Here is a 26,162-nt window from a genome sequence, read left to right as displayed (position 1 = left end):
AGGCGTGTATCCACCGGCCGGACGAGGAGCCACGTACCGTGACGCAGTTGCACCCACCGCAGGGCGAGGACGCTCGCGGCACCGCCGAGTCCGGCGAGGGTGCCACTCCCACCCCTCCGGTCCGCGATATCCCACAGGCTACTGTGACGCGTCTCGCGACCTATCTCCGGGTCCTCGGTGCGTTCGCCGAAGCGGGCACGCTCATCGTCTCCAGTGAGGAACTCGCGGCCGCCGCCGGGGTCGGTTCGGCCAAACTGCGCAAGGATCTGTCCTTCCTCGGACCCAACGGAGTGCGCGGCGTCGGCTACGACGTCCTGCGCCTCCAGTCCCGCATCGAAGCAGCTCTCGGACTCGACCGTGGCCATCGCGTCGTGCTCGTCGGAGTGGGCAGTCTCGGACGCGCCCTCGCCCGGTATCCCGGCTTCGACCGCCGCGGTTTCACGATGGCCGGACTCTTCGATTCCGATCCCGACGTGGTGGGCACACGTGTGGGCGATCTCGTCGTGCGTCACGTCGACGATCTCGAGAACGGAGCCCGTGAACTCGGCGCGACCATCGGTGTCGTCGCCACCCCCGACGAGGCAGCGCAGCAGGTGTGCGATCGGCTCGTGCTCGCAGGAGTGCGCAGCATCCTGAGCTTCGCTCCCGTCGAACTCGATGTCCCCGACCACGTCGAGATCCGACGCGTCGATCTGTCCGTCGAGATGCAGGTCCTGTCCTTCAACAGCACTCGCAACGGGGAGACCCCCCGTGCCGCGACCGCTGACGTTCGTCCTGCTGCCGGCGACGTACGCCCCGCCGGCATCCCGCGGGTGTCCACCCGAAGCTCTGCTCGGCGTACCACAACAGGAAAGGCGGGTCCGATGGGCTCGGCCGCGACCAGAAACGGATCGGTGATCGCACCGTGAGTGTTCTCCTCGTCGGGATATCGCATAGGAGCGCACCGGTCCCGGTGCTCGAGAAGGTGGCGGTCACGGACACCGACCGTCCCAAGCTCACCGACAAGATGTTGGCGTCGGACAAGATCTCCGAAGCGATGATCGTCTCCACCTGCAACCGGGTGGAGATCTACGCGGTGGTCGACGCCTTCCACGGCGCGCTCGCCGCGGTCAGTGAACTGCTCGCCGAGCACTCGGGTCTGCCCGTCACCGAACTGCACAAGCACGCCTACGTCCGGTACAGCGAGGCCGCTGCCGAACACCTCTTCTCCGTCGCCAGCGGGCTCGACTCGATGGTCGTGGGGGAGCAGCAGATCCTCGGCCAGATCCGCACCGCCTACGCCGCCGCCGACGCTCAGCAGGCCGCCGGCCGCACCCTGCACGAACTCGCCCAGCAGGCGCTGCGCGTCGGTAAGCGCGTGCACTCGGAGACCGGCATCGACGCCGCCGGTGCGTCCGTCGTGTCGGTCGCGCTCGACAAGGCCGCGAACTTCCTCGGAGGCGACCTGAAGGGCCGTACCGCCGCGGTGATCGGTGCCGGCGCCATGGGCGGCCTCGCTGTCGCGCATCTCGTCCGCGCCGAGGTCGGTTCGATCGTCGTCGCCAACCGCACCCGCGACCGCGCCGAGCGACTCGCCGAGACCGCACGGGCCGCCGGTGTCGACGCCGAGGTCGTCGGATTCGACGATCTCGCCGCCGCGCTGAGCCGCGCCGACGTCGCCGTCACCTGCACCGGAGCGGTGGGCGCCGTCGTCACCCTCGCCGACGCGCACCGCGCACTCGCACAGCCCGGCCGCGGCGAACGCCCCCTCGCGATCTGCGATCTCGGTCTGCCGCGCGACGTCGACACCGCCGTGGCCGGTCTTCCCGGCGTGCAGGTCTTCGACATGGAATCGTTGCAGCGCGATCCGTCGGCCGGTGCCGCCGCGACCGACGCGGAGGCCGCCCGCAAGATCGTCGCCGCCGAGCTGTCGCAGTACCTGACCGCGCAGCGACTCGCCGAGGTCACCCCCACCGTGACGGCACTGCGTCAGCGCGCCGCCGAAGTGGTCGAGGGCGAATTGATGCGCCTCGAATCGCGACTGCCCGATCTCGACGACGGCCAGCGCGGCGAGGTCGCCCGCACCGTGCGCCGGGTCGTCGACAAGCTCCTCCACGCACCGACGGTGCGCGTCAAGCAACTCGCGTCGACGCCGGGAGGAGACCAGTACGCCGAAGCCCTGCGCGAGCTGTTCGAGCTGCGCCCGGGCTCGGTCGAGGCGGTCGCGACACCCACCAAGGATCTGAGCTCGCTGACCGATCCCACCCTCTCGGGGGATCTGTCCGCCGCACTCGACCCCGCTGTCACCACCGAACTCCAGGCCTCACGAAAGGACGGCACCGCATGAGCACCGAAGCCGCATCGGTTTCCCGCGACGATGTTGCTCGGCAGGATCGTCCCCTGCGGATCGGTACCCGCGGCAGCGTGCTCGCCACGACCCAGGCCGGTACCGTGCGCGACGCACTGATCGCCGCCGGTCGCCCGGCAGAGCTCGTCATCATCACCACCAAGGGCGATGTGACGCCCGGCCCGGTGCAGCGCATCGGCGTCGGCGTGTTCACCGCCGAGCTGCGCGAGGCGCTGCTCGCAGGTGAAGTCGACGTCGCCGTGCACTCCTACAAGGACCTGCCGACCTTCCAGGATCCGCGCCTCGTCGTCGCGGCCGTCCCCGAGCGGGAGGACCCGCGCGACGCGCTCGTCGCCCGCGACGGACTCGTCCTCGGCGAGCTGCCGCCCGGCTCCAAGGTCGGTACCTCGGCGCCGCGCCGGCGGGCACAACTCGCCGCGCTCGGCCTGGGACTGCAGATCGAACCGCTGCGCGGCAACATCGACACCCGCATCGGCAAGGTCGACTCCGGCGAACTCGACGCGATCGTCATCGCGCGTGCCGGACTGTCGCGGATCGGACGCCTGGACCGGGTCACCGAGTCCCTCGAACCGGTGCAGATGCTGCCCGCGCCGTCGCAGGGTGCGCTCGCCGTCGAGTGCCGGTCGGACGATCCCGAGATGATCGAACTACTCGCCGGACTCGACCACGCGGCCAGCCGCGCTGCCGTCGTTGCGGAGCGCTCGCTGCTCGCCGAACTCGAAGCCGGATGCACCGCACCGGTGGGGGCGATCGCCGAGGTCGTCGAATCGCTCGACGACGACGGCCGGGTGATCGAGGAACTGTCGGTACGCGGATGTGCCGCCGCCATGGACGGATCGGATGTGCTGCGAGCGAGCGCGGTGGGGGCGCCGGAGAAGGCCGAGGAACTCGGTCGTCGTGTCGCCCGCGAATTGCTCGACCTCGGTGCGCGCGAGCTCATGGTCGAGCACGGGGTCCTCCCCGAGACGAGACCTGCCGATGATTGACCCAGCCGTCACCGTCACCCGATTTGCCCTTACCGCTGATTTGACCGCACTGGAGAATGACCGATGAGCCGAGTCCGTAAGCACAACCCCGGGCGCATCCTGTTCGTGGGATCGGGTCCGGGCGATCCTGCGCTGCTCACCGTGCGCGCGCGTGACGTGCTGGCGGGCGCCACGATCGCCTTCACCGACCCCGATGTCGACAAGGGTGTCGTGGCCCTCGTCGGTGTCGACCACGGCACCGACCCGGAGACCGGTGAGCCCGTCGCCGAGGTCCGTCCCGCGCTCGGCGAGCCCGCCGAGGTCGCCAAGACGCTCGTCGCCGAGGCGAAGGCCGGACGCGACGTCGTGCGCCTCGTCGCCGGCGACCCCCTCACCACCGACTCGGTGATCGCCGAGGTCAACGCCGTCGCCCGCACCCAGGTGGTCTTCGAGGTCCTGCCGGGCCTGCCCGCAGGGTCGTCGGTGCCGAGCTACGCCGGCATGGCGCTCGGCTCGTGCCACACCGAGGTCGACGTGCGCGGAGAGGTCGACTGGGCCGCGCTCGCCGCAGCCCCCGGCCCCCTCGTCCTCCACGCGACCTCCGGTCACCTCGCCGAGACCGCCAGCGCGCTCGTCGAACACGGTCTCGCGCCGCAGACCCCCGCCGCGATCACCGTGCGCGGCACCACCCGTCAGCAGCGCACCGTCGAGGCCACGCTCGCGACCCTGAACGATGCGGGTTCCGAGCTCGTCGGGCCGCTGGTCGTCACCGTCGGCAAGGTCGTCTCGCACCGCAACAAGATGTCGTGGTGGGAGTCGCGCGCCCTGTACGGCTGGACCGTGCTCGTGCCCCGCACCAAGGATCAGGCCGGCGAGATGAGCGAGCGGCTCGTCACGCACGGCGCGATCCCGATGGAGGTGCCGACCATCGCGGTCGAGCCGCCGCGCAGCCCCGCGCAGATGGAACGTGCGGTCAAGGGCCTGGTCGACGGCCGGTACCAATGGGTGGTGTTCACCTCCACCAACGCGGTGCGTGCGGTGTGGGAGAAGTTCGAGGCGTTCGGTCTCGACGCGCGCGCGTTCTCCGGCGTCAAGATCGCGTGCGTCGGTGAGGCCACCGCTGCGAAGGTGCGCTCGTTCGGCATCATCCCCGAGCTCGTGCCCAGCGGCGAACAGTCCAGCCTCGGCCTGCTCGCCGAGTTCGCCCCGTACGACGACGTCTTCGATCCGGTCAACCGGGTGCTGCTGCCGCGCGCCGACATCGCCACCGAGACCCTTGCCGAGGGTCTGCGCGAGCGCGGCTGGGAGATCGACGACGTCACCGCCTACCGCACCGTGCGTGCCGCTCCGCCGCCGGCCGCGACCCGCGAGATGATCAAGACCGGTGGTTTCGACGCGGTGTGCTTCACCTCGTCGTCGACCGTCCGCAATCTCGTGGGTATCGCCGGCAAGCCGCACGCCCGCACGATCGTCGCGTGCATCGGCCCGAAGACGGCCGAGACGGCGATCGAGTTCGGTCTGCGGGTGGACGTGCAGCCCGAGACCGCGCAGATCGGGCCCCTGGTCGACGCGCTCGCCGAGCACGCGGCCCGGCTCCGTGCGGAGGGCGCACTGCCTCCGCCGCGGAAGAAGTCCCGCGCCCGCCGCTGATCTCTCGTGATCCGATGATCCGTGCGCGGTCCCGGTAGTCGCCACTACCGGGGCCGCGCACGACCCGTATGGAAGGTGTTCTCCCCATGTTTCCCGACATCCGTCCCCGCCGGCTGCGCAGCACCCCCGCCATCCGACGGCTCGTGGCAGAAACCTCCCTCGAACCCCGCCACCTCGTGCTCCCGATGTTCGCGGCCGACGGCCTCGACGAGCCGCGCGAGATCGCGTCGATGCCCGGGGTGTACCAGCACACCGCCGATTCGCTGCGCAAGGCCGCGGTCGAGGCCGTGTCCGCCGGTGTCGGCGGCCTGATGCTCTTCGGTGTGCCCCGCCCCGAGGACAAGGACGCCCGTGGTTCCGCGGCGAGCGATCCCGGCGGTGTGCTCAACCGCGCGCTGCGGTCGCTGCGCAGCGAACTCGGCGACTCCACGGTGATCATGGCCGACACCTGCCTGGACGAGTTCACCGATCACGGCCACTGCGGTGTGCTCACCGACACCGGTGTCGTCGACAACGACGCGACCCTCGAGCGCTACGCCGAGATGGCCGTCGCGCAGGCCGAGGCCGGAGCGCACCTGCTCGGCCCGAGCGGCATGATGGACGGCCAGATCGGTTTCATCCGGTCCGCGCTCGACGAGGCCGGGCACACCGAGGTCGGTCAGCTCGCCTACTCCGCGAAGTACGCCTCGGCGTTCTACGGTCCCTTCCGCGACGCCGTCGGCTCGTCCCTCGAGGGCGATCGCCGCACCTACCAGCAGGATCCGGCGAACCGTCGCGAGTCGCTGCACGAGGTGGACCTCGACCTCGCCGAGGGCGCCGACATGGTGATGGTCAAGCCGGCGATGTCGTATCTCGACGTGCTGCGCGAGGTCGCCGACCGCTCGCCCGTCCCGGTGGCCGCCTACCAGATCTCGGGGGAGTACTCGATGATCACCGCGGCCGCGCAGAAGGGCTGGATCGACCGCGACGCGGCGATCCTCGAATCGCTGGTCGGCATCCGGCGGGCCGGTGCGGACGTCGTCCTCACCTACTGGGCCGCCGAGGTCGCGGGCCGCCTGTCATGAGCTTCCCCGCACCTCCTGTCGGGCCCGGCCCCGCGGCGAATCGTCCCGTTCCCGGAGACGTCACGACGGCCCACCAATTGTGGTGCGGGGTACTCGCTCTCGCCGTCGTGAGTTTGGCGGCAAGTCTCGCCGATCTGCTGAGTCGACGCGAGGAACTGCTCGACCTCATGACCACGATGGCCGCCGATCAGGCCGTCGAGGGCGTCACCACGGAGCAGCTCGAGTCGGCGGTCCCGGTGCTGGTCGCGCTGACCGCCGGCATCGGCCTGGTGATCGTCGGACTGCTGTATCTGGTGGTCAGGCAGCTGTTGAAGGCCAAGAACTGGGCCCGGATGCTGCTGACCCTGCTCGGGGTGTTCATGTCGCTGTCGACCCTGCCCACCGTCTTCGGCGTGGGCGTCGGGGAGGGCGGCGCGGGCTGGATACTCGGTGTGGTGGGCATTCTGCAAGCCGTCGCGACCGTCGGAGCGATCGTGCTGATGCACCGGCGGGATGCCAACCGCTTCTTCCTGCGACTGCCGGAAGGATAGACGTACCACTCGGTTTCGTCCGGCGCGACGGAAGAGTACGGTGAGCTCACCATGTGGGCCGCACGGCCCTTTCCGTCGAGCGAAAAGGACGTCATGCAGGTGGAACCGCGGCCCTATGGGCGCCGTCGCGAATTGGTGTTGATCGCTCTCATCGCCCTCCTCGGCCTGGTGACCACCGTGCTGCTGGTGATCCCCGGCGCGTTCGCCGCTTGACCGACCCGACGGCCCCCGATCCGGCGACCCCTGATCCGATGGGCACCGACCCGGCCGGGCCGCTGTTCCACGAACCCGGAGCGCGCTGGCGCACGGTCGCCATCGGCCCGCTGGTCTGCGTCGTGGCCCTCGTCGTCGAACTGCTCACCGGCCCCGTCGTGCACTGGGTCGCGCTGCCGATCATCGCGATCGTGCTCGCCGGCTTCTCCTACGTGATGGTCGTGGCTGCTCGTCGGCACGTCAGCGTCGAGCTCACCTCCACGGTCCTGCGGCAGGGCACCGAGGAACTGCCGGTCGCCGAGATCGAGGCGGTGCTGCCGCCGCCACCGGACGACCGGCGCGATCCGGAACGCTGGGAGACCGCCCGGAGCCTCGGCGAACTGGCGGATGTGCCGCGCGGCCGCAAGCCCGTCGGACTGCGGCTCATCGGAGGAACGTTCGTGCGGGCGTGGGCGAAGGACGCCGACGAGCTGCGAGCACGGCTCGGCGACCCCGGTCAGACCGCGACGTCCTGAGGCAGGACGACCGCTCCCTCACGGTCGAGCATGGCCGAGCCGAGCAGGTAGTCGGGCACACCCAGCCCGTCCACGAGAGTCAGCGCGTGCGGACGCAGGCTGCGGCACCGCTCGTTGATCCCGCGCGTGACGGCCTTGGCGCGTTCGACCGACAGCAGGCGGTGCTCCATGAACCACGCCTTGTCCTCGTCGATGATCGTCAGCGCGTAGAGATCGCACAGCTCCGACAGCAGGTCGCGGGCGGTCTCGTCCTTGCAGTCCTCGATCGCGGCGACGAACGCCTCGAGCACGACCCGGTCGATGTGCGCGCGGGCGGCGTGCAGAACGTGGTCCTGCACGAAGTTGAAGGCGTCGAACGGGTTGTCCTCGCGCTTCATCGCGGCCTGCAGGCGCCGGGCCGCAGTGGACAGCAGGTACTGCTCCCGGTCCTCGAACATCGTCACCTGGGTGCCGCGGTCGAAGAGGCTGCCGTCCTCCTCGTTGTCCTGGCGGGTGTCGACGATCGTCTGGATGATCTGCTGCGCCGCGGTGCGCTTCTTGACGATGTCGGAGATGGTGGTCGCAGCGAAGCGCATCCACTCCACCGGGCTCATGCCCTGCACCTCGTCGGCGTAGGCCGTGAGCAGTTCCTTCGCGACCAGCTGGGTCAGGACGTGGTTGTCGCCCTCGAAGGTCGTGAACACGTCCACGTCCGCGCGCAGCGCCGTCAGCCGGTTCTCGGCCATGTAGCCGGCACCACCGCACGCCTCGCGGCACTCCTGTATCGCCCGCGACGCGTGCCAGGTGTTGGCGACCTTGAGGCCGGCCGCGCGGCCCTCGAGTTCGCGCTGTTCCTGCGCGTCGAGTTCCTGCAACGACGTCGACTGCAGCCGGTGCATCGTCGTGAGCAGCTCGTTCTGGGCGAAGCCGAGCGCGTACGAGCGGGCGATCAGCGGGAGCAGGCGCCGCTGGTGGACGAGATAGTCCATGATCGGCACCTCGCCGTCGCGTCCGGGGGCGTCGAACTGGCGACGCTTCTCGGCGTAGCGGGTGGCGATGCTCAGCGCGACCCGCGCCGCCGCACCCGCCGAGCCGCCGACGGTGATGCGCCCGCGGACCAGCGTGCCGAGCATCGTGAAGAACCGTCGGCTCGGGTTGTCGATGTCCGAGGCGTAGGTGCCGTCCGGTTCGACGTCCGCGTACTTGTTGAGCAGGTTCTCCCGGGGGATGCGCACCTGGTCGAAGACGATGCGGCCGTTGTCGACACCCGGCAGGCCGCCCTTGTAACCGCAGTCGGAGGTCGTCACACCCGGCAGGTCGTTGCCGTCCTCGTCGCGGATCGGGACGACGAAACAGTGCACACCGTGCGTCTCACCCTGCGTGACGAGCTGCGCGAAGACGGCCGCGAACCGGGCGTGCTGCGCCGCGCCACCGATGTAGTCCTTGCGGGACGACGGGGTGGGGGAGTGGATCACGAACTCCTGGGTCTCCGGATCGTAGGTCGCCGTGGTCTCGAGCGACTGCACGTCGCTGCCGTGACCCGTCTCGGTCATCGCGAAGCAACCGAGCACGTCGAGATCGATGAGCCGCTTGACGTACTTCTCGTGGTGCCGCTCGGTGCCGAGGTTCTCGACGGCACCGCCGAACAGGCCCCACTGCACGCCGGCCTTGACCATCAGCGACAGGTCGGACATCGCGAGCATCTCGATGGAGGCGACCGCACCGCCCGCGTCGCCCGTGCCGCCGGACTCGACGGAGAAACCCGACGCGGCGTAGCCGTGCTCGGCGAGGATGCGCATCTGCTCGAGCGTGATGGCGCGGGCCTTGTCGGTCTCGGGGGTGTAGTGCGGCGCGAACTTCTCGTGCGCGAGATCCTTGCGGGCGCGTTCGCGGGCTTCGTGCCACGCACCGTCGAGTGCGATGCGCAGGTGTTCGGCTGTCGTCGGCATGCCTCAGACGATAGGTGCGACAAGTCACTCACGGTGTCCCTTTTTCCTGGTAAGGGAGAAAAAACACACGAGGTTTGGGGACCGCTGTTTTTGGCAAATCCCGCGAAACTACGGACACTGGAAGTCGTGACTGCGACCCCCGATGCTTCGTCCACCCACGACACTCGATCCGCCGCACTCTTCCACCGGGCATCGAAGGTGACACCGGGGGGCGTCAACTCTCCGGTCCGCGCGTTCGGATCGGTCGGCGGCAATCCTCCTTTCTTCGCATCGGGATCGGGTCCGCTGCTCACCGACGTCGACGGAAAAACCTACGTCGACCTGGTGTGTTCCTGGGGTCCGATGATTCTCGGGCACGCGCATCCGGCGGTCGTCGAGGCCGTCCGATCCACCGCCGTGGCGGGTCTGTCGTTCGGTGCCCCCACCGAGGGTGAGGTCGAACTCGCCGAGGAGATCGTCGCCCGCATCGCACCCGTCGAGCAGGTCCGGCTCGTCAACTCCGGCACCGAGGCGACGATGAGCGCCGTCCGTCTCGCGCGCGGATTCACCGGACGGTCGAAGATCGTGAAGTTCGCGGGCTGTTATCACGGTCACGTCGACGCGCTGCTCGCCGACGCCGGTTCCGGCCTCGCCACCTTCGGTCTGCCCACCTCGCCCGGCGTCACGGGCGCCCAGGCGGGCGACACCATCGTCGTCCCCTACAACGACCTCGCCGCCGTGCGCGCCGCCTTCGAGGCGAACCCCGGTGAGATCGCCGCGGTCATCACCGAGGCCGCCGCCGGCAACATGGGCACCGTCCCGCCGGTGTCCGGCTTCAACGAGGGCCTGCGCGAGCTCACCCGTGAGCACGGCGCGCTGCTGATCATGGACGAGGTGATGACCGGCTTCCGCGCGAGCCCGACCGGCTGGCACGGCATCGACGGTGTCTCCGGCGACCTGATGACCTTCGGCAAGGTCATGAGCGGAGGTCTGCCCGCCGCGGCCTTCGGTGGCCGCGCCGACGTCATGGCCCATCTCGCCCCGAGCGGACCGGTCTACCAGGCCGGCACCCTGTCCGGTAATCCCGTCGCCGTGGCCGCCGGCCTCGCGAGCCTGCGTGCCGCCGACGCCGAGGTCTACGCCACCCTGGACCGCAACTCCGAGACCCTCGGGCGTCTGCTGGGTGAGGCACTCGCCGCCGAAGGGGTGCCGCACCGCGTCCAGAACGCCGGCACGCTGCTGAGCGTCTTCTTCACCGATGAGCCGGTGACGAACTACGAGCAGGCCAAGGCCGCGCAGACCTGGCGCTTCCCGGCCTTCTTCCACGCGCTGCTCGAGCGCGGCGTCTACGCACCCCCGAGTGCCTTCGAGACGTGGTTCGTCTCGTCCGCGCTCGACGACGACGCGTTCTCGCGGATCGCCGACGCGCTGCCGCACGCCGCGCGCGCGGCCGCCGCGGCGACCGCGCCGTAGCACCGCTCTCCTGCCTGCCCAGCCCGATCCGCCCCTCCCACACCCCTCGAGGAACATCGACGTGACCGACGCCGCCCCGTCCGAGACCCGCACGATCGTGCACGTGCTCCGCCACGGAGAGGTCCACAACCCCTCCGGAATCCTCTACGGCCGCCTGTCCGGCTTCAAGCTGTCGGTGACCGGTGAGGCCCAGGCACGGGCGGTCGCGGCGTCGCTCGCCGACCACGACATCGCACACGTGGTCGCGTCCCCGCTCGAACGGGCCCAGCAGACCGCCGCCCCGATCGCGGAGAAGCACGGACTGCAGATCCGCACCGACGAGAACCTCATCGAGGCGGCCAACGACTTCGAGGGCCTGAAGGTCTCGGTCGGCGACGGTGCGCTCAGCCGCCCGCGCCACTGGTGGAAGCTGCGCGATCCGTTCACCCCCTCCTGGGGCGAGCCCTACCTGCAGATCGCCCACCGCATGCTCGCCGCCGTCAACGCGGCCCGCGTGGCCGCGGTGGGGCGGGAAGCGGTGTGCGTGAGCCACCAGCTCCCGGTGTGGACGCTGCGCCGCTTCCTCGAGGGCGAGCGACTGTGGCACGACCCGCGTCGCCGCCAGTGCAGCCTCGCCTCGCTGACCTCCCTGGTCTACGAGGGTGACACCCTCGTCGACCTGGTCTACTCCGAGCCGGCCGGCGCCTCCGACCCGAACGTCCACGGCGCATGAGAAAGGTGTTCCGGGCGACGGTCGCCGCGATCTGCGGTGCCGTCCTTCTCACCTCCTGCGCCACCGGGGACGACGCCGTCGCCACCGGGGGAACGTTCGACTTCGTCTCGCCCGGCGGGCAGACCCGCATCTTCTACGACCCCCCGGCCGACCGGGGCACCCTCGGTGAGCTCACCGGCGAGGACCTCATGAACGAGGGCGAGACCATCTCCCTCGACGACTACGAGGGCCAGGTCGTCGTGCTCAACGTGTGGGGCCAGTGGTGCGCGCCGTGCCGCAGCGAAGCCGACGATCTCGAGGAGGTCTACGAGGCCACCAAGGATCTCGGGGTGCAGTTCCTCGGCATCAACGTCCGCGACAATCAGCGCGACAAGGCCCAGGACTTCGTCACCGACCAGCGGATCGGCTACCCGTCGATCTACGACCCGCCGATGCGGTCGCTGCTCGCCCTCGGCCGCAACTACCCGACCTCGGTCGTGCCGACGACGGTCGTCCTCGACCGTGAGCACCGCGTGGCTGCGGTCTACCTGACCGAACTGCTCGCCGAGGACCTGCAACCGGTCGTCGAGCGGGTCGCGGCGGAACCGGATTCGGAGCAGTAACAGTGATCCTTGCGTCGGGTGTCGGGGAGACCTTCCAGAACGCGGCCCTGTCGGGTCCGCTGCTGCTGGCGATGGGCGCGTGCCTGCTCGCCGGTCTCGTCTCCTTCGCATCGCCGTGCGTCGTGCCGCTCGTTCCCGGCTATCTGTCCTACCTCGCCGGAGTGGTGGGAGCCGAGGCCCCCGCCGTCACCGCCGAGCAGGCCGGTGCCCGCACCACGACCGTCCGCAGCGACGGCCGCCTCCGAGTGGCCGGTGCCGCCGGGCTGTTCGTCCTCGGATTCACCGTGGTGTTCGTCCTCGCGACGGCCTCGGTGTTCGGGGCGATCTCCGCGCTCGCCGTCAACCGCGAACTGCTCATGCGGATCGGTGGTGTCGTCACCATCGTGATGGGCCTGGTCTTCATCGGTCTCATCCCGGCCTTGCAGCGCGACACGCGTCCGGCGCCCCGGCGCATCTCGAACCTTGCGGGAGCCCCGCTGCTCGGCGCGGTGTTCGCGCTCGGGTGGACCCCGTGCCTCGGCCCCACCCTCGCCGGCGTCATCTCGCTCGCGGCGGGCACCGAGGGCACCACCGCGGCACGCGGGGTGACGCTGATCGTCGCCTACTGCCTCGGCCTCGGGTTGCCGTTCGTCGTGCTCGCGCTCGGTTCGGCGCGGGCGCTGCGCGGGGTGGGCTGGCTGCGCACCCACGCGCGGACCGTGCAAATCGTCGGTGGCCTGATGCTCATGGCCGTCGGCATCGCTCTCGTCACCGGTGCGTGGGACCTGTTCGTGTCCTGGGTCCGTGACTCGTTCATCTCGGAAGTGACTCTGCCCGTATGACCGCGACACACACCCCGACCCCCGCACCGCAGCCGTCGCCTCCGCCGCGACAGGGCGCGTTCGGACGTGCCACGGCCTTCGTGCGGAACACCTGGCGCGGCCTGACGTCGATGCGGACCGCGCTGGTCCTGCTGTTCCTGCTCGCGCTCGCCGCGATCCCGGGCGCACTCCTGCCGCAGCGCAGCCTCAACACCCAGAAGGTCGACGAGTACATCGCGGCCCGGCCGACGCTCGGACCGATCATGGACCGCTTCGAGCTGTTCGACGTCTTCGGCAGCTTCTGGTTCACCGCCGTCTACGTGCTGCTGTTCGTCTCGCTGGTCGGCTGCATCCTGCCGCGCTGCGTCGAGCACTTCCACGCCCTGCGCACCCCGCCGGTCGCCGCGCCGCGCAACCTGCAGCGCCTGCCGCACCACACGCAGACGACGGTGGCCGAGGCCCCCGCCGACGCCCTCGACCGGATCCAGAAAGAGCTGCGCGGTTGGAAGGTCGTGCGCCGCGAGGGCGGTGCCCGCGGGCGTGACGGCGAGGTGACCCTGTCCGCCGAGAAGGGTTATCTGCGCGAGGCCGGCAACCTGGTCTTCCACATCTCCCTCGTCGGGCTGCTCGTCGCCGTCGCCGCCGGCAAGCTCTTCGGTTACGAGGGGCAGCGCATCCTCGTCGCGAACGGTGAGGAGTTCTGCACCACCTCGCCCGCCTCCTTCGACTCGTTCCGCGCCGGCAGCACGCTCGACGGCACCGGTCTGAACCCCATGTGCGTGCGGGTGAACACCTTCGCCGCCGACTATCTCGACAACGGCCAGGCCGAGATGTTCACCTCCGACATCGAGTACCAGTACGGCGACGACCTCGTCACGAACACCTGGCGCGACGCGCAATTGAAGGTCAACCATCCGCTGCGGGTCGGCAGCGACCGCGTCTACCTGCAGGGTCACGGTTACGCCCCGACCTTCACGGTCACCTGGCCGAACGGCGAGACCCGCACCGAGACGATGCAGTGGGCGCCCGACGACGCGACGACCTTCCTCAGCAGCGGCGCCATGCGCTTCGACCCGCCCGGCGGCATGTACCCCGACGCCGACGAGCGCCGGAAGAACCAGATCGCACTCGAGGGACTGTTCGCGCCGACGGCGTCCTTCCACGGCACGCTGCTCACGTCGATCTTCCCGTCGATGATGGACCCGGCCGTCGCCATCGACGTCTACAAGGGCGACTCCGGTCTCGACACCGGCAGCCCGCAGTCGCTGTTCTCGCTCAACAAGGAACTGATCAACCAGGGTCGCCTCGTGAAGCAGGATCGCGTGAACCTGCGTCCGGGGGAGAGCGTGACGCTCGCCGACGGCACCGAGGTGCGGTTCGACAAGGCCACCGACTTCGTCAACCTGCAGGTCTCGCACGACCCGGCGCAGCAGTGGGTGCTCGTCGCGGCGATCGCGATGATGGCCGGTCTGCTCGTGTCGCTGCTGGTCAAGCGACGCAGAGTGTGGGCGCGCGCGTACCCGGGCGGTACAGTGAACGACGGTGAACGACGAACCGTAGTAGAACTCGGTGGTCTCGCACGGACCGATCAGGCCGGATGGGGAGACGAGTTCGACCGACTGGTCGAGCGTCTTCTCGGTGACGATGCACCCTCCGCCCCGGCGGCACAGGAGAAGAAGAACTGATGACAGAGAACGACACCCTGGCGCGGTACAGCGACTGGGCCTTCGAATCGGCGTTCGCGGTGCTCGTGCTGGCGCTGGTGCTGCTCGTCGCCGAATACGCGACCCACCGCGCCGACGTCGTGGCCGAGCGGGAACGCGAACTGGTCGCCGCCGGCCGTCGAGCGGCCTCCGACACCGTCGAACGCACCGCCGGCCCGGGTCGTGTCGAGGAGGCGCCGAAGCGCGCCCTGTCGCAGCGTCTCGGCAACATGGGCCGCGCGCTCGTCGTCGTGGTCGCCGGACTGCAGGTCGCCTCGATCGTGCTGCGCGGCCTGGCCACCGAGCGATTCCCGCTCGGCAACATGTACGAGTTCGTCGCGATGGCGTGCACCGCCGCCGTGATCTTCGGCCTGATCGTCCTGCGCAAGCCGGCCTACCGGACCATGTGGGTGTACCTGCTGGTCCCCGTCCTGATCCTCATGTTCCTCGCGGCGACCGTGCTCTACGCCGACGCCGCTCCCGTGGTTCCCGCGCTGCGCTCGTTCTGGCTGCCGATCCACGTGACGATCATCAGCGTCGGCAGCGGCATCTTCCTCGTCTCGGGTGTCGCGAGCCTGCTGTTCCTGCTGCGCATCCGCTTCCCCAAGGGTGAGGAGCGCAGCGGCGTGTTCGCGGCGCTCGCCGAGCGTCTGCCCGACGCCCAGACCCTCGACCGGCTCGCCTACCGCACCACGATCATCGGTTTCCCGCTGTTCGGTGCCGGCATCATCCTCGGTGCCATCTGGGCCGAGGCGGCCTGGGGACGCTTCTGGGGCTGGGACCCGAAGGAGACGGTCTCGTTCATCACGTGGGTCGTCTACGCCGCCTACCTGCACGCACGTGCGACCTCCGGTTGGCGCAACACCCGCGCGGCCTGGATCAACGTCGCCGGTTTCATCGCGATGCTGTTCAACCTGTTCATCATCAACATGGTCGTCTCGGGCCTGCACTCGTACGCCGGGCTCAACTGAGGCTGCTATCGTCGCGCCGTCGTCCGTGACAGTCGACGGGGGGAGAACGCGGTGGATAGGGCCGGTAACGGGTCGTCGGGGCTCGACGGACACGCATTGGACGCGACGGCGCTGGACTCGTCGCTACTGGTACGCCCGGTCGCCGCGCCGCCGCGGAAGGGCTGGCGGCGGGTCGTCTACCGGGCGACCGGTGGTCGCGTGCACGTGGGGGAGAGTTCCCGGCAGCAGCGCAAGGAGGAATCGGCCGAGCGGGTGCGTGCACCGCTGCACGGCTGCCATCGGATCGCCCTGCTGAGTCTCAAGGGCGGGGTGGGCAAGACGACCACCACGGTCACGCTCGGTTCGACCTTCGCGGAGCTGCGTGGCGATCGGATCGTCGCGGTCGATGCGAATCCGGACCGCGGGACGTTGAGTCAGAAGGTGGCCGAACAGACGTCGGCCACGGTGCGCACGCTGCTGCGCGATCAGTCGCTGCTCGAGACGTATGCGGACGTGCGCGCCTACACCTCGCAGAACACGCATCGTCTCGAGGTGCTCGCCTCGGACACCGATCCGGCGGTCTCGGAGGCCTTCTGCGCCGACGACTACGAACGGACGTTGGGTCTTCTCGAGCGGTTCTACAGCATCGTGCTCACGGATTGCGGGACCGGGCTCATGCACTCCGCTATGAGCGCGATCCTCGAGAACGCCGACACGTTGGTCGTCATCAGTTCCGGTTCGGTGGACGGCGCCCGCAGCGCGTCGGCCACGCTCGACTGGCTCGACGCGCACGGCTGTCGCGAACTCGTCGAGCGGTCGGTGGCCGTCGTCAACGCGGTGCGGCCGAGGTCGGGCAAGGTCGACCTCGACCTCGTGGTGCGACACTTCGAACAGCGGTGCCGCGCGGTCCACGTCCTGCCCTTCGATCCCCACCTCGAAGAAGGGGCGGAGATCGATCTGGACCGGCTACAGTCGGGTACGCGACGCGCCCTGCTCGGACTCGCCGCGGATATCGCCGACGGTTTCGCCGCGCGCTCACCGCACACGGCGAACGGTCAGTCGCCCCGCTCCTGATCGGACTCGCCGGTGCCGTCGCCACTCCGGCGGCGGTGCACCTCGCGATCGACCTTCCACAGGAAGTCGGGATCGTCGTCCGGACCCATCACGCGGGACGGCGGACGAGATGTGGGACCGTACGCCTTCCACAGCAGGACGGCGAGTGTCACCGCACCGATGAGTGCCAACAGATAGAGCACGTTGCACCTCCTGACCGTGGTGGTGCCGGACGAGGACGTGCCCTCGCCGTGCACCTCCGGGCCGCGGCGACCGCAGACCGGTTCGTCCACATTCTAGGTGGGCGGAACCCGGTCCGGCACGTGGGTTCCGCGGGTGGTCGGCCGGGGTCCGGCAGGTGCACGCCGGAGGTGCGGATTCTGCTGTCTCGGATCAGCGTGTCGCTTCGGTCGTGAGGGAGCGGAGAAGCGCCAGGACCTCGGACTCACGGAAGCGGCGATGGCCACCGGGGGTCCGCAGCGAGCCCAATCGGCCGGCGTGGGCCCACCGGGTGACGGTCTTGGGATCCACATGGAACAGTGCCGCCACCTGGCCCGGGGTCAGCAGGGATTCCTTCGCGCCGTTGAAAGTGGGTGCGCTCATTGCGAATGTCCTCCCGGTTGTCGTGATCGTGTTGTTCGACGCGATCGAGTTGTTCGATCGGGATGTCCAAGCCCATGGTGGCACCGATACCCCTGGTTGCTCGAACGGTCTACGGTTGGTAAAGCGGAAGTAATAGACAAAACGGACGGATGTCCGACTTCCGGAAATCGTCGCGGAGCTCGTCGTCCGGGCGGCCGGTTAACCTGGAGTGGTGAACGACGAACGCCGGAACGAACCCTCGGATACCCCCTCCCAGCGCACTCCACACCCTCACGGTGAGGGCGCCACGGCCGCCGGCGGTCAGGCGGGGACCGGGTCCCTGATCCGGGACGTCGCGTTGTACTCGGTGGCCCGACTCGCCCTCGTGGTCGTGCTCACTCTGCTCATTCTCTACGTTCCCCGGGCATTCGGGGTGGAAATCCCCCTCCTCGTCGCAGCCCTGTTCGCCGTGCTCATCGCCCTGCCCGTCTCGCTAGTGCTCTTCGCGTCGCTTCGGCGTCGCGTCAACGTGGGCATCGCCGCGGTCGACGAGCGTCGGCGCACCGAACGCGCCGACCTCGAGAAGCGCATGCGCGGCGAGAACGGGCGGTGACGGCGACCGGTGCGGTCGTCGACCGCAGCGCACCCCGGGGCTGGGTCGACAACGCGGTCCGGCTCATCGAGGCCGACGCCCAGCGCAGCGCCGACACCCACCTGCTCCGCTACCCCCTCCCCGCGGACTGGGGCATCGACCTGTACTTGAAGGACGAGTCGACGCACATCACGGGCAGCCTCAAGCACCGTCTCGCGCGCTCGCTGTTCCTCTACGCCCTGTGCAACGGCTGGATCCGTGAAGGGACCCCGATCATCGAGGCGTCGTCCGGGTCCACCGCGGTCAGTGAGGCGTACTTCGCGCGACTCCTCGGCCTCGACTTCGTCGCCGTCGTACCGCGCCGCACCTCACCGGCGAAGGTCGCGCTCATCGAGGCGCAGGGCGGCCGGTGCCACTACATCGATCGCCCGCCCGAGATCTACACCGAGGCTCAGCGGCTCGCCGACGAGCTCGGCGGCTGCTTCATGGACCAGTTCACGAACGCCGAGCGGGTAACCGACTGGCGGGGCAACAACAACATCGCCGAGAGCATCTACTCGCAGATGCGTCTCGAGCGTCATCCCGTGCCGGAGTGGATCGTCGTCGGCGCCGGAACCGGCGGCACGAGCGCGACCCTCGGCCGCTACATCCGCTATCGCCGTCACCGGACGCGGCTGGCGGTCGTCGACCCGGAGAACTCGGCGTTCTTCGGCGGGTTCGAGACGGGATCGGCCGACTACACGACCGGCATGCCCTCGCGCATCGAGGGGATCGGACGTCCGCGCGTCGAGCCGTCCTTCGTGCCCGAGGTCGTCGACCGGATGGTGCGGGTGCCCGACGCGGCGTCCATCGCCGCCATGCGGCACGCGAGCACCGCGCTCGGACGTCGGGTGGGCGGCTCGACCGGCACGAACCTCTGGGGAGCCTTCGGCCTGATCGCCGAGATGCTCGCGGAGGGCCGTGAGGGCAGCGTCGTGACGCTGCTGTGCGACGGCGGCGAGCGCTACGCCGACACCTATTTCTCCGACGAGTGGGTCGCTGCGGAGGGGATGGACCTCGCAGGGCCGCTCGCGGTGCTGGAGAAGTTCGCGACTACCGGTCAGTGGCCGCAATAGAGCCTGCACCACCTGCGCAGATTCCCGTTTCTGTCAATGTTCGTTGACGCGCTCTCGTTGTCAACCTATATTGACAACATGAGTGAAGCCACCACCCTCGCCGCTGCCGCCGCGAGCTCCGATCCCGCAGTGGGCCTGCGCGCTGTGCGTGCCCTGCGCCGCCTGCTGGAACGGCTCGAGGAGGTCCAGGTCGCGAATGCCCGTGAGCGGGGTTGGTCCTGGCAGGCCATCGCCGACGAGCTCGGTGTCAGCCGCCAGGCGGTCCATCAGAAGCACAATCGGAAGCGCAGGTGATCGACATGTTCGAACGATTCGCCGACGGTGCCAGATCCGCCGTCGTCGCAGCACAACAGGAGGCGATCCGGGTGTGCGATCCCCGGATCGAGGCGTCGCACCTGCTCATCGGGGCCGCTGTCGCTGCGGACGAACCGCTGCGGGTCCTGCTCGCGGAGGAAGGTCTCACGGTCGACGGGCTCCGCTCCGACCGGGCCGCCCGCACCGCCGACGCCCCGCTCGGTGACGAGGACGCTGCGGCGCTCGAAGCGATCGGGATCGATCTCGACGAGGTCCGGAGCCGTCTCGAAGCGGCCTTCGGCAAGGGGGTGCTCGACGGGAAGAGCACCGATCGGCAGGGCGTCGCGAACCGGCTCGGTCACATCCCGTTCGACCGGGCGGCGAAGAAGTCGCTCGAACTCGCGCTGCGGGAGGCCATCGCACGCCGCGAACGGGTCATCCGTCCCGAACACATCCTGCTCGGACTGCTGCGCAGCGACGATCCGGCGACCGGCGCCCTCGTGGAAGCGCACGTGCCGCGCGCGCAGCTCCGTCAGCGCCTGAGCGGCCACCTCGACGCCGCTGCCTGACGTCGTCGAGCCTTCGGGTGGTTACCGGGTCGGCTGCGCGGGGGCGACGGCGAGCGGACGCCCGGCGACGAGCGGGACGACCGTCGCCGCGACGAGCAGCAGCGTGCCGACCGCGATCGTCGCGAACGGCCACCACTGACGATCCGATGTCGCCGTGACCTCCGCGGCCTGCGTGTCCGTAGCGGCCGGCGCGGTGCGCGGCAGCGCTTCGGTGGCCGACCGGACGTTGTCGGCGATGCCACCGACGACGTCGGCCACCGGCCCGACGCCATCGACCAGCTGTCCGGTGCCGTCCGTCAGGGCCCGGCCACCGTCGTCGAGGAGAACGAGGCCGTCGCGGAGCTGGCGCGAGCCGTCGGCGGCCTGCGCCATGCCCGCGACGAACTGCGCGTTCGGATCGGTGAGTTCGTAGGCGAGCTGCCGTGCGCCGTCGCGCAACTGCCCGAGCTGATCGAGGGTGTCCGGCCCGAGGCCCTGCGTGTCGAGGGTCTCGACGAGTCCGCGCAGCTGGCCGGCCGCGCCCTGCGAGACCGGATCCGCGGACGCGCCGAGCGTGTCGGCGACGGCCGTGAGCCGCGCCGTGACGTCGCCCTGCATCTCCCCGAAGCCGGAGAGCCGGTCGACCACCTCGTCGACGCCACCGCTCACCTGGCGGGCACCGTCGCCGAGCATGTCGACACCGCCGTCGAGTTGCCCGAGACCATCGGCGAGCTGCTCCCCGCCGTCACGGGCCTGCCGGAGGCCGTCGGAGAGCTGGTGGGCACCGTCGTCGAGCTGGGTGCTGCCCTCCGTCAGCTGCCCGACCCCGCCGTCGAGCACCGACAGTGGCAGTCCGGCCCGCTGCAGATTGCTCCGCGCCTCGTCGACGCCGTCCGCCGAGGGACTCGGCTCTTCCGCGACGGTCGCGACCGTCGTCTCGGGGCGGTCGAGCCAGGCGAAGACCGAACCCGCGCCCACGAGGAGCAGTCCGGTCACAGCGAGAAGCAGGGGGAGAAGACGTGAACGCACGCCGGCCGACGCTACCGTCCGTCGCTGAGAGGCCCCTGAGGGGGAGGGGCGATCCCGGATGGGTCCGATTTGCCCGTTACGAGACCGAGTTCGGTGTGCCACAGTGGCACCATGATTTCTCTGATACTGCGGTTGATCATCAACGCGGTCGGTCTGTGGCTCGCGGTCGAGCTGGTCGACGGAATCGACTTCACCGATCCCGCAGGCACCTCCGACACGACCCGCAAGGTCATCTCGCTCGTCGTGCTGGCCGCCATTTTCACCGTCGTCAACGCACTCGTGAAGCCGCTGGTGAAGCTGCTGTCGCTGCCGCTGGTGATCCTCACCCTCGGGCTCTTCCTGCTCGTCGTCAACGCGCTGATGCTCATGCTCACCGCGTGGCTGAGCGGGTTCACCGAGTACGGCCTCACGATCGACGGTTTCTGGGCGGCGCTGTGGGGCGGCGTGATCATCGCGATCGTCAACTTCGTCCTCGGCCTGGTCGTCCCGGACCGCGACTGATCCCGTCCGCCCGCGACCGGTTCCGCCGCGCCCGCGTCATGGTCAGCCGAAGGCCAGCGCGGGCGCGGTGGCCACCGCCCACACGAGCATCGCGACACCCGAATCGCTGAGCGCCGGGATCAGCGCGAGACCGAGGGCACCGGCCCGCACCGGTTTGTGCGCGCGGACCGCGAACGGTGCGGCGAGGAAGCCGGCGAGCGCCCACGGCGTCGCCGCGACCAGCACGAGCGACATCACGAACGGCACGACGACCAGCACCAGGTGGAGCGTGCGGGTCCTCGGGTCGCCCAGCTTGACCGCCAGGGTCCGCTTGCCGGTCTCCGCGTCGGTGGCGATGTCGCGGAGATTGTTCGTCACCAGGACGGCCGTCGAGATCGAGCCGACGGCGACCGCGCAGGCCAGACCCACCCAGTCGACGCGACCGGCCTGAACGAACTGGGTGCCGAGCACCGCGACCAGCCCGAAGAAGACGAAGACGCCGATCTCACCGAAGCCGCTGTAGCCGTACGGGTTCTTTCCGCCGGTGTAGTACCAGGCCCCGGCGATGCAGACCGCGCCGACGAGCACGAGCCACCAGGCGGTCGTGACGGCGAGAGCGAGTCCCGCGACGGCCGCGATGCCGAAGCACACGAACGCCGCGCGCTTGACGGCGCCGGGGCTCGCCGCCCCCGAACCCACGAGCCGCATCGGGCCGACCCGCTCGTCGTCGGTGCCGCGGATGCCGTCGGAGTAGTCGTTGGCGAAGTTCACGCCGATGATCAGTCCGAGCGCGACGACCAGTGCCAGCAGCGCCTTCCACCACACGGCCTCACCGAGCCACGCCGCAGCGCCCGTGCCCGCCAGGACGGGTGCGATCGCGTTGGGGAGGGTGCGCGGACGAGCGCCTTCGAGCCATTGACCAGCCGTTGCCATGGATCGATCTTCGCACCCGGGCCTGCCTGCCGCGTCGTGCGCACCCCGTCAGGAGAAGCGCGAGACGAGGGCGCGGCGATCGACCTTGCCCGGTCCACGCAGCGGCAGCGTGTCGACGACCTGCAGCTCACGCGGCGCAGCAGTGGGATCGAGCGTGGCCTCGACGTGGTCGCGGAGTTCGGCGAGCGTCGGCGTCGCGCCGGGGACGGGCACGACGACCGCCGCGACGCGCTGACCGAGCCGGGCGTCGGGCAGACCCACCACCGCGACCTCCCGGACGGCCGGGTGCTCGACGAGCACGGCCTCGACCACCTGGGGGACCACGGTGAGCCCACCGGTCGAGATGGCCTCGTCGAGCCGTCCCAGGATGCGCAGGACCCCGTCGTCGAGCATGCCCGCGTCGTCGGTGCGGAACCAGCCGGGTTCGGCGAAGGCGGGATGGTCGGGCAGGTTCCGGTAGCCCGAGGCGAGCGTGGCGCCGCCGAGCCACACCCGCGAGTCGCCGTCGACGCGCACGTGCACGCCGTCGAGCGGCACGCCGTCGTAGACGCAGCCGCCGCAGGTCTCGCTCATGCCGTAGGTGCGCACGACGGTGATGCCGGCCGCGCGGGCGCGGTCGAGGACCGGCACGGGAGTCGCGGCCCCACCGAGCAGGATCGCGTCGAGGCGGGCGAGCGCCGCGGTGGCGTCGGGATGGTCGAGGGCCTTGATCAGCTGCGTGGGAACCATCGAGCTGTACCGGCGGGGGCCCGGCACGGCGTCCACCGCCGCCGGCAGATCCGCAGGATCGAAACCGGCGGACACGTCGACGACGACGGGTTCGGTTCCGGAGAGCAGGCTGCGCAGCAGCACCTGCATGCCCGCGATGTGATGGGCGGGCAGGGCCAGGAGCCACGAGCCCGTCCCGCCCAACCGGGCGTGGGTGGCGTCGCCGCTCGCGCGCAGCGCCTGCGCGGACAACATGGCACCCTTCGGGGTCCCGGTCGTGCCGGAGGTCGCGACCACCAGTCCCACGCCGTCCGCGACGGGTTCACCGGGGCTCAGTGCGGCGGTGAGTCGGAGCGTCTCCCGCTCGTCCCCGGCGGGGACGGGGAGCAGCGCCGGTCCGTCACCGTCGAGCATGCGCTGCAGGGTAGGCAGCACGGAGCGGACGGCGGACCCGGCAGGGACGGGCAGGAGCTCGAGCGTGGTCACAGATCGTATTGTGTCGTGTCCCATCCGCCTGCCTCGAGCTGGCGGCGGACCCGGTCCACATCGTCGGGCGACGGCATGTTGTTGGTGATCTTGCTGATCAGGACCGCGATGTCGATGCGGTTGATCGAGAGGTCACCGTCCTCGACCAAGGTGTCGGCGACCTGGGCGACCTCCTCGTCGGACAGGCGCCGCGCGAGCAGTGCGAACAGGGGTACGTAGTCCTGTTCCGGTACCCCTTCGGGGTAACCGGCGCGGAGCCACTCGACGATGGAAGCGAGAAACGGCGGGAGAGCCACCCGTCACTCCGATCAGAAGATGTCGATGCCGAACGTTCCGGCGAGGAAATCGGACGCCAGCAGGAGGATTCCCGCCAGGATCGCGCAGGCGACCACGGCGAAGCACAACACCGCGGCGGTCCGCGCCACGGGATTCGGTGTGCCGTCGCTGCCCCGACCGGTGTCGAGGGCGCGGACCCCCAGGGCGAACAGGGAGGGCAGGCCGGCGCCGAGCAGCAGGCCCACGAGAACGACCTGCCACAGGGAATCGAGGGTGTGCGTCAACAGGTTCACGAGCGTCCTTCCCTGCTGACCGTTTCGGAGGCACCTGGCGCCTGGGCGAGCTTGTCGTCCCAGTCGGCGGTGACGTTGGAGGCGTCGATGGGCTGCCGGCGCGAGCGCAGCCACATGAACAGGGCCAGGGCGCACAGGATTGCGAACACGACGAGCACGCCGGACATGCCGCCGATGAGGTGGGCGAGCGCCCAGCAGATCGCTCCGACGACCGCGGCGCACGGCAGGGTGATGACCCACGCGACGACCATCCGTCGCGCCACCGACCAGCGCACCTCGGCGCCCTTGGTGCCCAGACCCGTTCCGAGGATCGACCCCGTGGCGACGTGCGTGGTCGACAGCGGCAGACCGAAATGGCTCGAGGTGAGGATGATGGCGGCCGACGACGACTCGGCGGCCAGGCCCTGCGGCGGGGCGATCTCGACGAGGCCCTTGCCCAGCGTGCGGATGATGCGCCAGCCACCGAGATAGGTGCCGAGTGCGATCGCGACGGCACAGGCGACCTTCACCCAGAACGGCATCTCGGTGTCGGCGGTGATGGTGCCGTGGGCGACGAGGGCCAGGAAGATCACGCCCATCGTCTTCTGCGCGTCGTTGGTGCCGTGCGCGAGGGACATCAGGGACGCCGTGCCGATCTGTCCCAGCCGGAAGCCGCGGTCGCGGTGCTCGGTGGAGACGGATCGGGTCAGGCGGTGCATCGACCAGATGCCCACCGTGGACACGAGCGCCGCGATGACGGGCGCGAGCACGGCGGGGATCAGGACCTTGCCCAGGACTCCGTCCCACACGACGCCCTGGACACCGATCGACGCCAGTGCAGCGCCGACGAGACCGCCGAACAGAGCGTGCGACGAGCTGGACGGCAGGCCGAACAGCCAGGTCGAGATGTTCCAGAGGATCGCTCCGACCAGACCGGCGAAGACGATGAGCAACAGATCGGTACCGCCGACGGTGTCGAGGTCGACGACACCCTTCGCGACGGTCGCGGCGACTTCCACGGACAGGAAGGCGCCGACGAGGTTGAGGGTCGCGGACAAAGTGACCGCGGTCTTGGGTTTGAGGGCGCCGGTGGCGATGGATGTCGCCATGGCATTGCCGGTGTCGTGGAAGCCGTTGGTGAAATCGAATGCGAGGGCAGTGACGACCACCACCAGGAGCACGACGAACTCTGCGGTCACGTCTGTCGATTGTGGGGTAGCGGGCAGGTGAATGTACAGCGACGGGGATGTGAATTCTGCGTCTCGCCGTCACGCCCGACCGGTTCTTTCGGACTCCGACCATGAGCGGAGTGCAGAGCAGACCGCGCGGCTTGTGTGCAAGATCACCGGCGCCGCGCGACTGCCTCCGGCCGTGCCCGGGTACCTCCGTTCGTCAACGGAGGTCGCGCCGCAAGGGATGGTCCTCGGGGATCTGCACCAGGACGATCGGGATCCCGTCGGGATCCGCGATCCACAGCTCGTGCAGTCCCCACGGCTCCTGCTTCGCACCCCGGACGATGCGCACGCCCTTCAGCGCCAGTTCGGCCTCGGCGTCGTAGACGTCGCGCACCTGGAGCCACAGGGCGCCGTGGAACATTTCGTCGCTGTCGTCGGATCGGCCGTGCGCGGCGATCTCGATGAGCGACTGCCCCGCGAAGAAGACGGTTCCGCCGGGATACTCGCGGGCGATCGCCAGTCCCAGCGTCGAACCGTAGAACTCGAGGGCGGCCTCGGGGTCGCGCGGACGGAGGATGGTGCGGCTGCTGAGGATCTCCACGGTCACTGCTCCTCGGCCGGGCAGGCCTCGTGATGGCGGCGGCCGTGCGTGCGCCGCGATTCCTTCATCTCGGCCTCGAACAGATGGCGCCGGCCCTGCACGAGTTCGTCGCGCACCTGCTTCTCGAAAGTGCGGAAGTCCGACCAGTAGCCGTCGTCGAACTCCTCGACGAGCTGGAAGGTCCAGCGACCCTCGGCGATGTTGCGTCCGATGATCTCGGTGCCGAGCCGCTCGGCGATCTTGTCGTGCCCGGCCTCGCGGAACAACTCCTCGGCGTCGCCGGTGAGCAGATCGGCGCGGCCCATCAGCTGGTGGAAGGCATAGAGATGGCCTCGCGCCTGCTCGACGGTCTCGAGGGCCTCGGACAGTTTGCCGGTCGCTTTCACAGTGGCGTCGGAGACGCCTTCCGGGCGGGTGTGGGCGGTTCGCGGACTCTGGCGATCGGTCATGTCCCACAGTGTGCCCGAGAGCACACGGTTCGAACGTAACTGGACATATGTGTTTGACGAAGCTTTCGGTGGGACATTACTGACGGCAACGGTGCCCATGACAGCGCCGGCCTGCCACAGCGGTGCCGCGCAGCCGTG

At 69.8% G+C, this 26,162-nt stretch carries 31 protein-coding genes; 20 read left to right on the top strand and 11 right to left on the bottom strand.

The window, feature by feature from the left end; genetic code table 11:
• Positions 1–38 precede the first annotated feature (38 nt).
• The 8 genes from ACLBYD_RS16735 (at position 39) to ACLBYD_RS16700 (ending at position 7,284) form a co-directional block, all read left to right on the top strand.
• On the top strand, positions 39–908 hold the full coding sequence (locus ACLBYD_RS16735) for a redox-sensing transcriptional repressor Rex (RefSeq protein WP_026061479.1): 870 nt from the start codon (positions 39–41) through the stop codon (positions 906–908).
• Positions 905–2,326 carry a glutamyl-tRNA reductase gene (locus tag ACLBYD_RS16730; protein WP_447817310.1) on the top strand — a complete coding sequence of 474 codons (1,422 nt, stop codon included), beginning with the start codon at positions 905–907 and terminating at the stop codon, positions 2,324–2,326. Before ACLBYD_RS16735 ends, ACLBYD_RS16730 begins: the two co-directional genes overlap by 4 nt.
• Positions 2,323–3,333, top strand: a complete 1,011-nt coding sequence (gene hemC / locus ACLBYD_RS16725; RefSeq protein ID WP_447817309.1) for a hydroxymethylbilane synthase — start codon at positions 2,323–2,325, stop codon at positions 3,331–3,333. The genes ACLBYD_RS16730 and hemC overlap by 4 nt, the downstream gene beginning before the upstream one ends.
• Before the next feature lie 63 nt (positions 3,334–3,396).
• Positions 3,397–4,962, top strand: a complete 1,566-nt coding sequence (locus tag ACLBYD_RS16720) for a bifunctional uroporphyrinogen-III C-methyltransferase/uroporphyrinogen-III synthase (protein WP_016693742.1) — start codon at positions 3,397–3,399, stop codon at positions 4,960–4,962.
• 86 nt (positions 4,963–5,048) lie between these two features.
• Entirely contained in the window at positions 5,049–6,026 is a 978-nt protein-coding gene (gene hemB, locus ACLBYD_RS16715) for a porphobilinogen synthase (protein ID WP_447817308.1), read from the top strand.
• Positions 6,023–6,556, top strand: a complete 534-nt coding sequence (locus tag ACLBYD_RS16710; RefSeq protein WP_447817307.1) for a hypothetical protein — start codon at positions 6,023–6,025, stop codon at positions 6,554–6,556. The genes hemB and ACLBYD_RS16710 overlap by 4 nt, the downstream gene beginning before the upstream one ends.
• Before the next feature lie 51 nt (positions 6,557–6,607).
• Positions 6,608–6,769, top strand: coding sequence for a hypothetical protein (locus tag ACLBYD_RS16705; RefSeq protein WP_024101716.1), 162 nt, complete (start codon positions 6,608–6,610; stop codon positions 6,767–6,769).
• 38 nt (positions 6,770–6,807) lie between these two features.
• Entirely contained in the window at positions 6,808–7,284 is a 477-nt protein-coding gene (locus ACLBYD_RS16700; protein ID WP_447817363.1) for a hypothetical protein, read from the top strand.
• Here the strand turns inward: ACLBYD_RS16700 and ACLBYD_RS16695 are convergent.
• Positions 7,266–9,212 carry an acyl-CoA dehydrogenase family protein gene (locus tag ACLBYD_RS16695; protein WP_447817306.1) on the bottom strand — a complete coding sequence of 649 codons (1,947 nt, stop codon included), beginning with the start codon at positions 9,210–9,212 and terminating at the stop codon, positions 7,266–7,268. The genes ACLBYD_RS16700 and ACLBYD_RS16695 overlap by 19 nt on opposite strands.
• Before the next feature lie 126 nt (positions 9,213–9,338).
• Between ACLBYD_RS16695 and hemL the strand changes: the two genes are divergently transcribed.
• The 7 genes from hemL (at position 9,339) to ACLBYD_RS16660 (ending at position 16,505) form a co-directional block, all read left to right on the top strand.
• Complete coding sequence (gene hemL / locus ACLBYD_RS16690) at positions 9,339–10,664, top strand: glutamate-1-semialdehyde 2,1-aminomutase (protein WP_060650689.1); 1,326 nt, start codon at positions 9,339–9,341, stop codon at positions 10,662–10,664.
• 61 nt (positions 10,665–10,725) lie between these two features.
• Entirely contained in the window at positions 10,726–11,376 is a 651-nt protein-coding gene (locus ACLBYD_RS16685) for a histidine phosphatase family protein (protein WP_060650690.1), read from the top strand.
• Positions 11,373–11,978 (top strand): TlpA disulfide reductase family protein, encoded by a 606-nt coding sequence (locus tag ACLBYD_RS16680; RefSeq protein WP_006552330.1) that lies wholly within the window; start codon positions 11,373–11,375, stop codon positions 11,976–11,978. Before ACLBYD_RS16685 ends, ACLBYD_RS16680 begins: the two co-directional genes overlap by 4 nt.
• Positions 11,979–11,980: 2 nt before the next feature.
• Positions 11,981–12,799 (top strand): cytochrome c biogenesis CcdA family protein, encoded by an 819-nt coding sequence (locus tag ACLBYD_RS16675; RefSeq protein WP_060650691.1) that lies wholly within the window; start codon positions 11,981–11,983, stop codon positions 12,797–12,799.
• A complete protein-coding gene (gene resB / locus ACLBYD_RS16670; protein ID WP_447817305.1) occupies positions 12,796–14,463 on the top strand; it encodes a cytochrome c biogenesis protein ResB in 1,668 nt (555 codons plus the stop codon). The genes ACLBYD_RS16675 and resB overlap by 4 nt, the downstream gene beginning before the upstream one ends.
• Complete coding sequence (gene ccsB, locus ACLBYD_RS16665; RefSeq protein WP_060650693.1) at positions 14,463–15,452, top strand: c-type cytochrome biogenesis protein CcsB; 990 nt, start codon at positions 14,463–14,465, stop codon at positions 15,450–15,452. The genes resB and ccsB overlap by 1 nt, the downstream gene beginning before the upstream one ends.
• 51 nt (positions 15,453–15,503) lie before the next feature.
• Positions 15,504–16,505 (top strand): MinD/ParA family ATP-binding protein, encoded by a 1,002-nt coding sequence (locus tag ACLBYD_RS16660; protein ID WP_447817304.1) that lies wholly within the window; start codon positions 15,504–15,506, stop codon positions 16,503–16,505.
• Here the strand turns inward: ACLBYD_RS16660 and ACLBYD_RS16655 are convergent.
• Positions 16,487–16,687, bottom strand: coding sequence for a hypothetical protein (locus ACLBYD_RS16655; RefSeq protein WP_024101710.1), 201 nt, complete (start codon positions 16,685–16,687; stop codon positions 16,487–16,489). The genes ACLBYD_RS16660 and ACLBYD_RS16655 overlap by 19 nt on opposite strands.
• Positions 16,688–16,877: 190 nt before the next feature.
• A complete protein-coding gene (locus ACLBYD_RS16650; RefSeq protein WP_006552323.1) occupies positions 16,878–17,087 on the bottom strand; it encodes a BldC family transcriptional regulator in 210 nt (69 codons plus the stop codon).
• Between the two features lie 208 nt (positions 17,088–17,295).
• Here ACLBYD_RS16650 and ACLBYD_RS16645 point away from each other — a divergent pair, with 208 nt between their 5' ends.
• The 4 genes from ACLBYD_RS16645 (at position 17,296) to ACLBYD_RS16630 (ending at position 19,636) form a co-directional block, all read left to right on the top strand.
• Positions 17,296–17,679 (top strand): DUF4229 domain-containing protein, encoded by a 384-nt coding sequence (locus tag ACLBYD_RS16645; RefSeq protein ID WP_447817303.1) that lies wholly within the window; start codon positions 17,296–17,298, stop codon positions 17,677–17,679.
• A complete protein-coding gene (locus ACLBYD_RS16640) occupies positions 17,676–18,773 on the top strand; it encodes a PLP-dependent cysteine synthase family protein (protein WP_447817302.1) in 1,098 nt (365 codons plus the stop codon). The genes ACLBYD_RS16645 and ACLBYD_RS16640 overlap by 4 nt, the downstream gene beginning before the upstream one ends.
• 78 nt (positions 18,774–18,851) lie before the next feature.
• Positions 18,852–19,067 carry a helix-turn-helix domain-containing protein gene (locus ACLBYD_RS16635; RefSeq protein WP_016694332.1) on the top strand — a complete coding sequence of 72 codons (216 nt, stop codon included), beginning with the start codon at positions 18,852–18,854 and terminating at the stop codon, positions 19,065–19,067.
• A gap of 5 nt (positions 19,068–19,072) precedes the next feature.
• On the top strand, positions 19,073–19,636 hold the full coding sequence (locus ACLBYD_RS16630; RefSeq protein WP_447817301.1) for a Clp protease N-terminal domain-containing protein: 564 nt from the start codon (positions 19,073–19,075) through the stop codon (positions 19,634–19,636).
• A gap of 21 nt (positions 19,637–19,657) precedes the next feature.
• On the opposite strand, the gene ACLBYD_RS16625 is transcribed toward ACLBYD_RS16630, so the two are convergent.
• A complete protein-coding gene (locus tag ACLBYD_RS16625) occupies positions 19,658–20,644 on the bottom strand; it encodes a hypothetical protein (protein WP_447817300.1) in 987 nt (328 codons plus the stop codon).
• Between the two features lie 111 nt (positions 20,645–20,755).
• Between ACLBYD_RS16625 and ACLBYD_RS16620 the strand changes: the two genes are divergently transcribed.
• The gene (locus tag ACLBYD_RS16620; protein ID WP_033096110.1) at positions 20,756–21,145 is read left to right on the top strand and encodes a phage holin family protein; all 390 of its coding nucleotides are present in this window, start codon (positions 20,756–20,758) and stop codon (positions 21,143–21,145) included.
• Positions 21,146–21,187: 42 nt separating this feature from the next.
• Here ACLBYD_RS16620 and ACLBYD_RS16615 read toward each other — a convergent pair whose 3' ends face one another.
• From ACLBYD_RS16615 to ACLBYD_RS16585, 7 genes are all read right to left on the bottom strand, one after another.
• Positions 21,188–22,057, bottom strand: a complete 870-nt coding sequence (locus tag ACLBYD_RS16615) for a 1,4-dihydroxy-2-naphthoate polyprenyltransferase (protein WP_006552316.1) — start codon at positions 22,055–22,057, stop codon at positions 21,188–21,190.
• Between the two features lie 48 nt (positions 22,058–22,105).
• Positions 22,106–23,275: an o-succinylbenzoate--CoA ligase gene (menE, locus tag ACLBYD_RS16610; RefSeq protein ID WP_447817299.1), complete on the bottom strand. Its 1,170-nt coding sequence runs from the start codon at positions 23,273–23,275 to the stop codon at positions 22,106–22,108.
• Positions 23,248–23,547, bottom strand: a complete 300-nt coding sequence (locus ACLBYD_RS16605) for a DUF3349 domain-containing protein (RefSeq protein ID WP_006552314.1) — start codon at positions 23,545–23,547, stop codon at positions 23,248–23,250. Before ACLBYD_RS16605 ends, menE begins: the two co-directional genes overlap by 28 nt.
• A gap of 12 nt (positions 23,548–23,559) precedes the next feature.
• Positions 23,560–23,820 (bottom strand): hypothetical protein, encoded by a 261-nt coding sequence (locus ACLBYD_RS16600; protein ID WP_060650701.1) that lies wholly within the window; start codon positions 23,818–23,820, stop codon positions 23,560–23,562.
• Positions 23,817–24,998: an inorganic phosphate transporter gene (locus tag ACLBYD_RS16595; protein WP_060650702.1), complete on the bottom strand. Its 1,182-nt coding sequence runs from the start codon at positions 24,996–24,998 to the stop codon at positions 23,817–23,819. Before ACLBYD_RS16595 ends, ACLBYD_RS16600 begins: the two co-directional genes overlap by 4 nt.
• A gap of 193 nt (positions 24,999–25,191) precedes the next feature.
• Positions 25,192–25,575: a VOC family protein gene (locus ACLBYD_RS16590; protein WP_447817298.1), complete on the bottom strand. Its 384-nt coding sequence runs from the start codon at positions 25,573–25,575 to the stop codon at positions 25,192–25,194.
• A 2-nt stretch (positions 25,576–25,577) separates the two neighbouring features.
• The gene (locus tag ACLBYD_RS16585; protein ID WP_447817297.1) at positions 25,578–26,024 is read right to left on the bottom strand and encodes a hypothetical protein; all 447 of its coding nucleotides are present in this window, start codon (positions 26,022–26,024) and stop codon (positions 25,578–25,580) included.
• Between the last annotated feature and the right edge of the window lie 138 nt (positions 26,025–26,162).

It is taken from the genome of Rhodococcus sp. C26F, assembly GCF_053345925.1.
The sequence above is the reverse complement of the archived record's forward strand: the minus strand, read 5'-3'. Positions and strand labels throughout refer to the sequence as shown.

Excerpts from the sequence above, each read along its gene's own strand:
- hemC (WP_447817309.1), top strand. The coding sequence starts at position 2,323 with ATGAGCACCGAAGCCGCATCGGTTTCCCGCGACGATGTTGCTCGGCAG.
- ACLBYD_RS16720 (WP_016693742.1), top strand. The coding sequence starts at position 3,397 with ATGAGCCGAGTCCGTAAGCACAACCCCGGGCGCATCCTGTTCGTGGGA.
- hemB (WP_447817308.1), top strand. The coding sequence starts at position 5,049 with ATGTTTCCCGACATCCGTCCCCGCCGGCTGCGCAGCACCCCCGCCATC.
- ACLBYD_RS16710 (WP_447817307.1), top strand. The coding sequence starts at position 6,023 with ATGAGCTTCCCCGCACCTCCTGTCGGGCCCGGCCCCGCGGCGAATCGT.
- ACLBYD_RS16705 (WP_024101716.1), top strand. The coding sequence starts at position 6,608 with ATGTGGGCCGCACGGCCCTTTCCGTCGAGCGAAAAGGACGTCATGCAG.
- ACLBYD_RS16700 (WP_447817363.1), top strand. The coding sequence starts at position 6,808 with ATGGGCACCGACCCGGCCGGGCCGCTGTTCCACGAACCCGGAGCGCGC.
- ACLBYD_RS16695 (WP_447817306.1), bottom strand. The coding sequence starts at position 9,212 with ATGCCGACGACAGCCGAACACCTGCGCATCGCACTCGACGGTGCGTGG.
- ACLBYD_RS16680 (WP_006552330.1), top strand. The coding sequence starts at position 11,373 with ATGAGAAAGGTGTTCCGGGCGACGGTCGCCGCGATCTGCGGTGCCGTC.
- resB (WP_447817305.1), top strand. The coding sequence starts at position 12,796 with ATGACCGCGACACACACCCCGACCCCCGCACCGCAGCCGTCGCCTCCG.
- ccsB (WP_060650693.1), top strand. The coding sequence starts at position 14,463 with ATGACAGAGAACGACACCCTGGCGCGGTACAGCGACTGGGCCTTCGAA.
- ACLBYD_RS16650 (WP_006552323.1), bottom strand. The coding sequence starts at position 17,087 with ATGAGCGCACCCACTTTCAACGGCGCGAAGGAATCCCTGCTGACCCCG.
- ACLBYD_RS16635 (WP_016694332.1), top strand. The coding sequence starts at position 18,852 with ATGAGTGAAGCCACCACCCTCGCCGCTGCCGCCGCGAGCTCCGATCCC.
- ACLBYD_RS16630 (WP_447817301.1), top strand. The coding sequence starts at position 19,073 with ATGTTCGAACGATTCGCCGACGGTGCCAGATCCGCCGTCGTCGCAGCA.
- ACLBYD_RS16620 (WP_033096110.1), top strand. The coding sequence starts at position 20,756 with ATGATTTCTCTGATACTGCGGTTGATCATCAACGCGGTCGGTCTGTGG.
- ACLBYD_RS16615 (WP_006552316.1), bottom strand. The coding sequence starts at position 22,057 with ATGGCAACGGCTGGTCAATGGCTCGAAGGCGCTCGTCCGCGCACCCTC.
- menE (WP_447817299.1), bottom strand. The coding sequence starts at position 23,275 with ATGGGACACGACACAATACGATCTGTGACCACGCTCGAGCTCCTGCCC.
- ACLBYD_RS16585 (WP_447817297.1), bottom strand. The coding sequence starts at position 26,024 with ATGACCGATCGCCAGAGTCCGCGAACCGCCCACACCCGCCCGGAAGGC.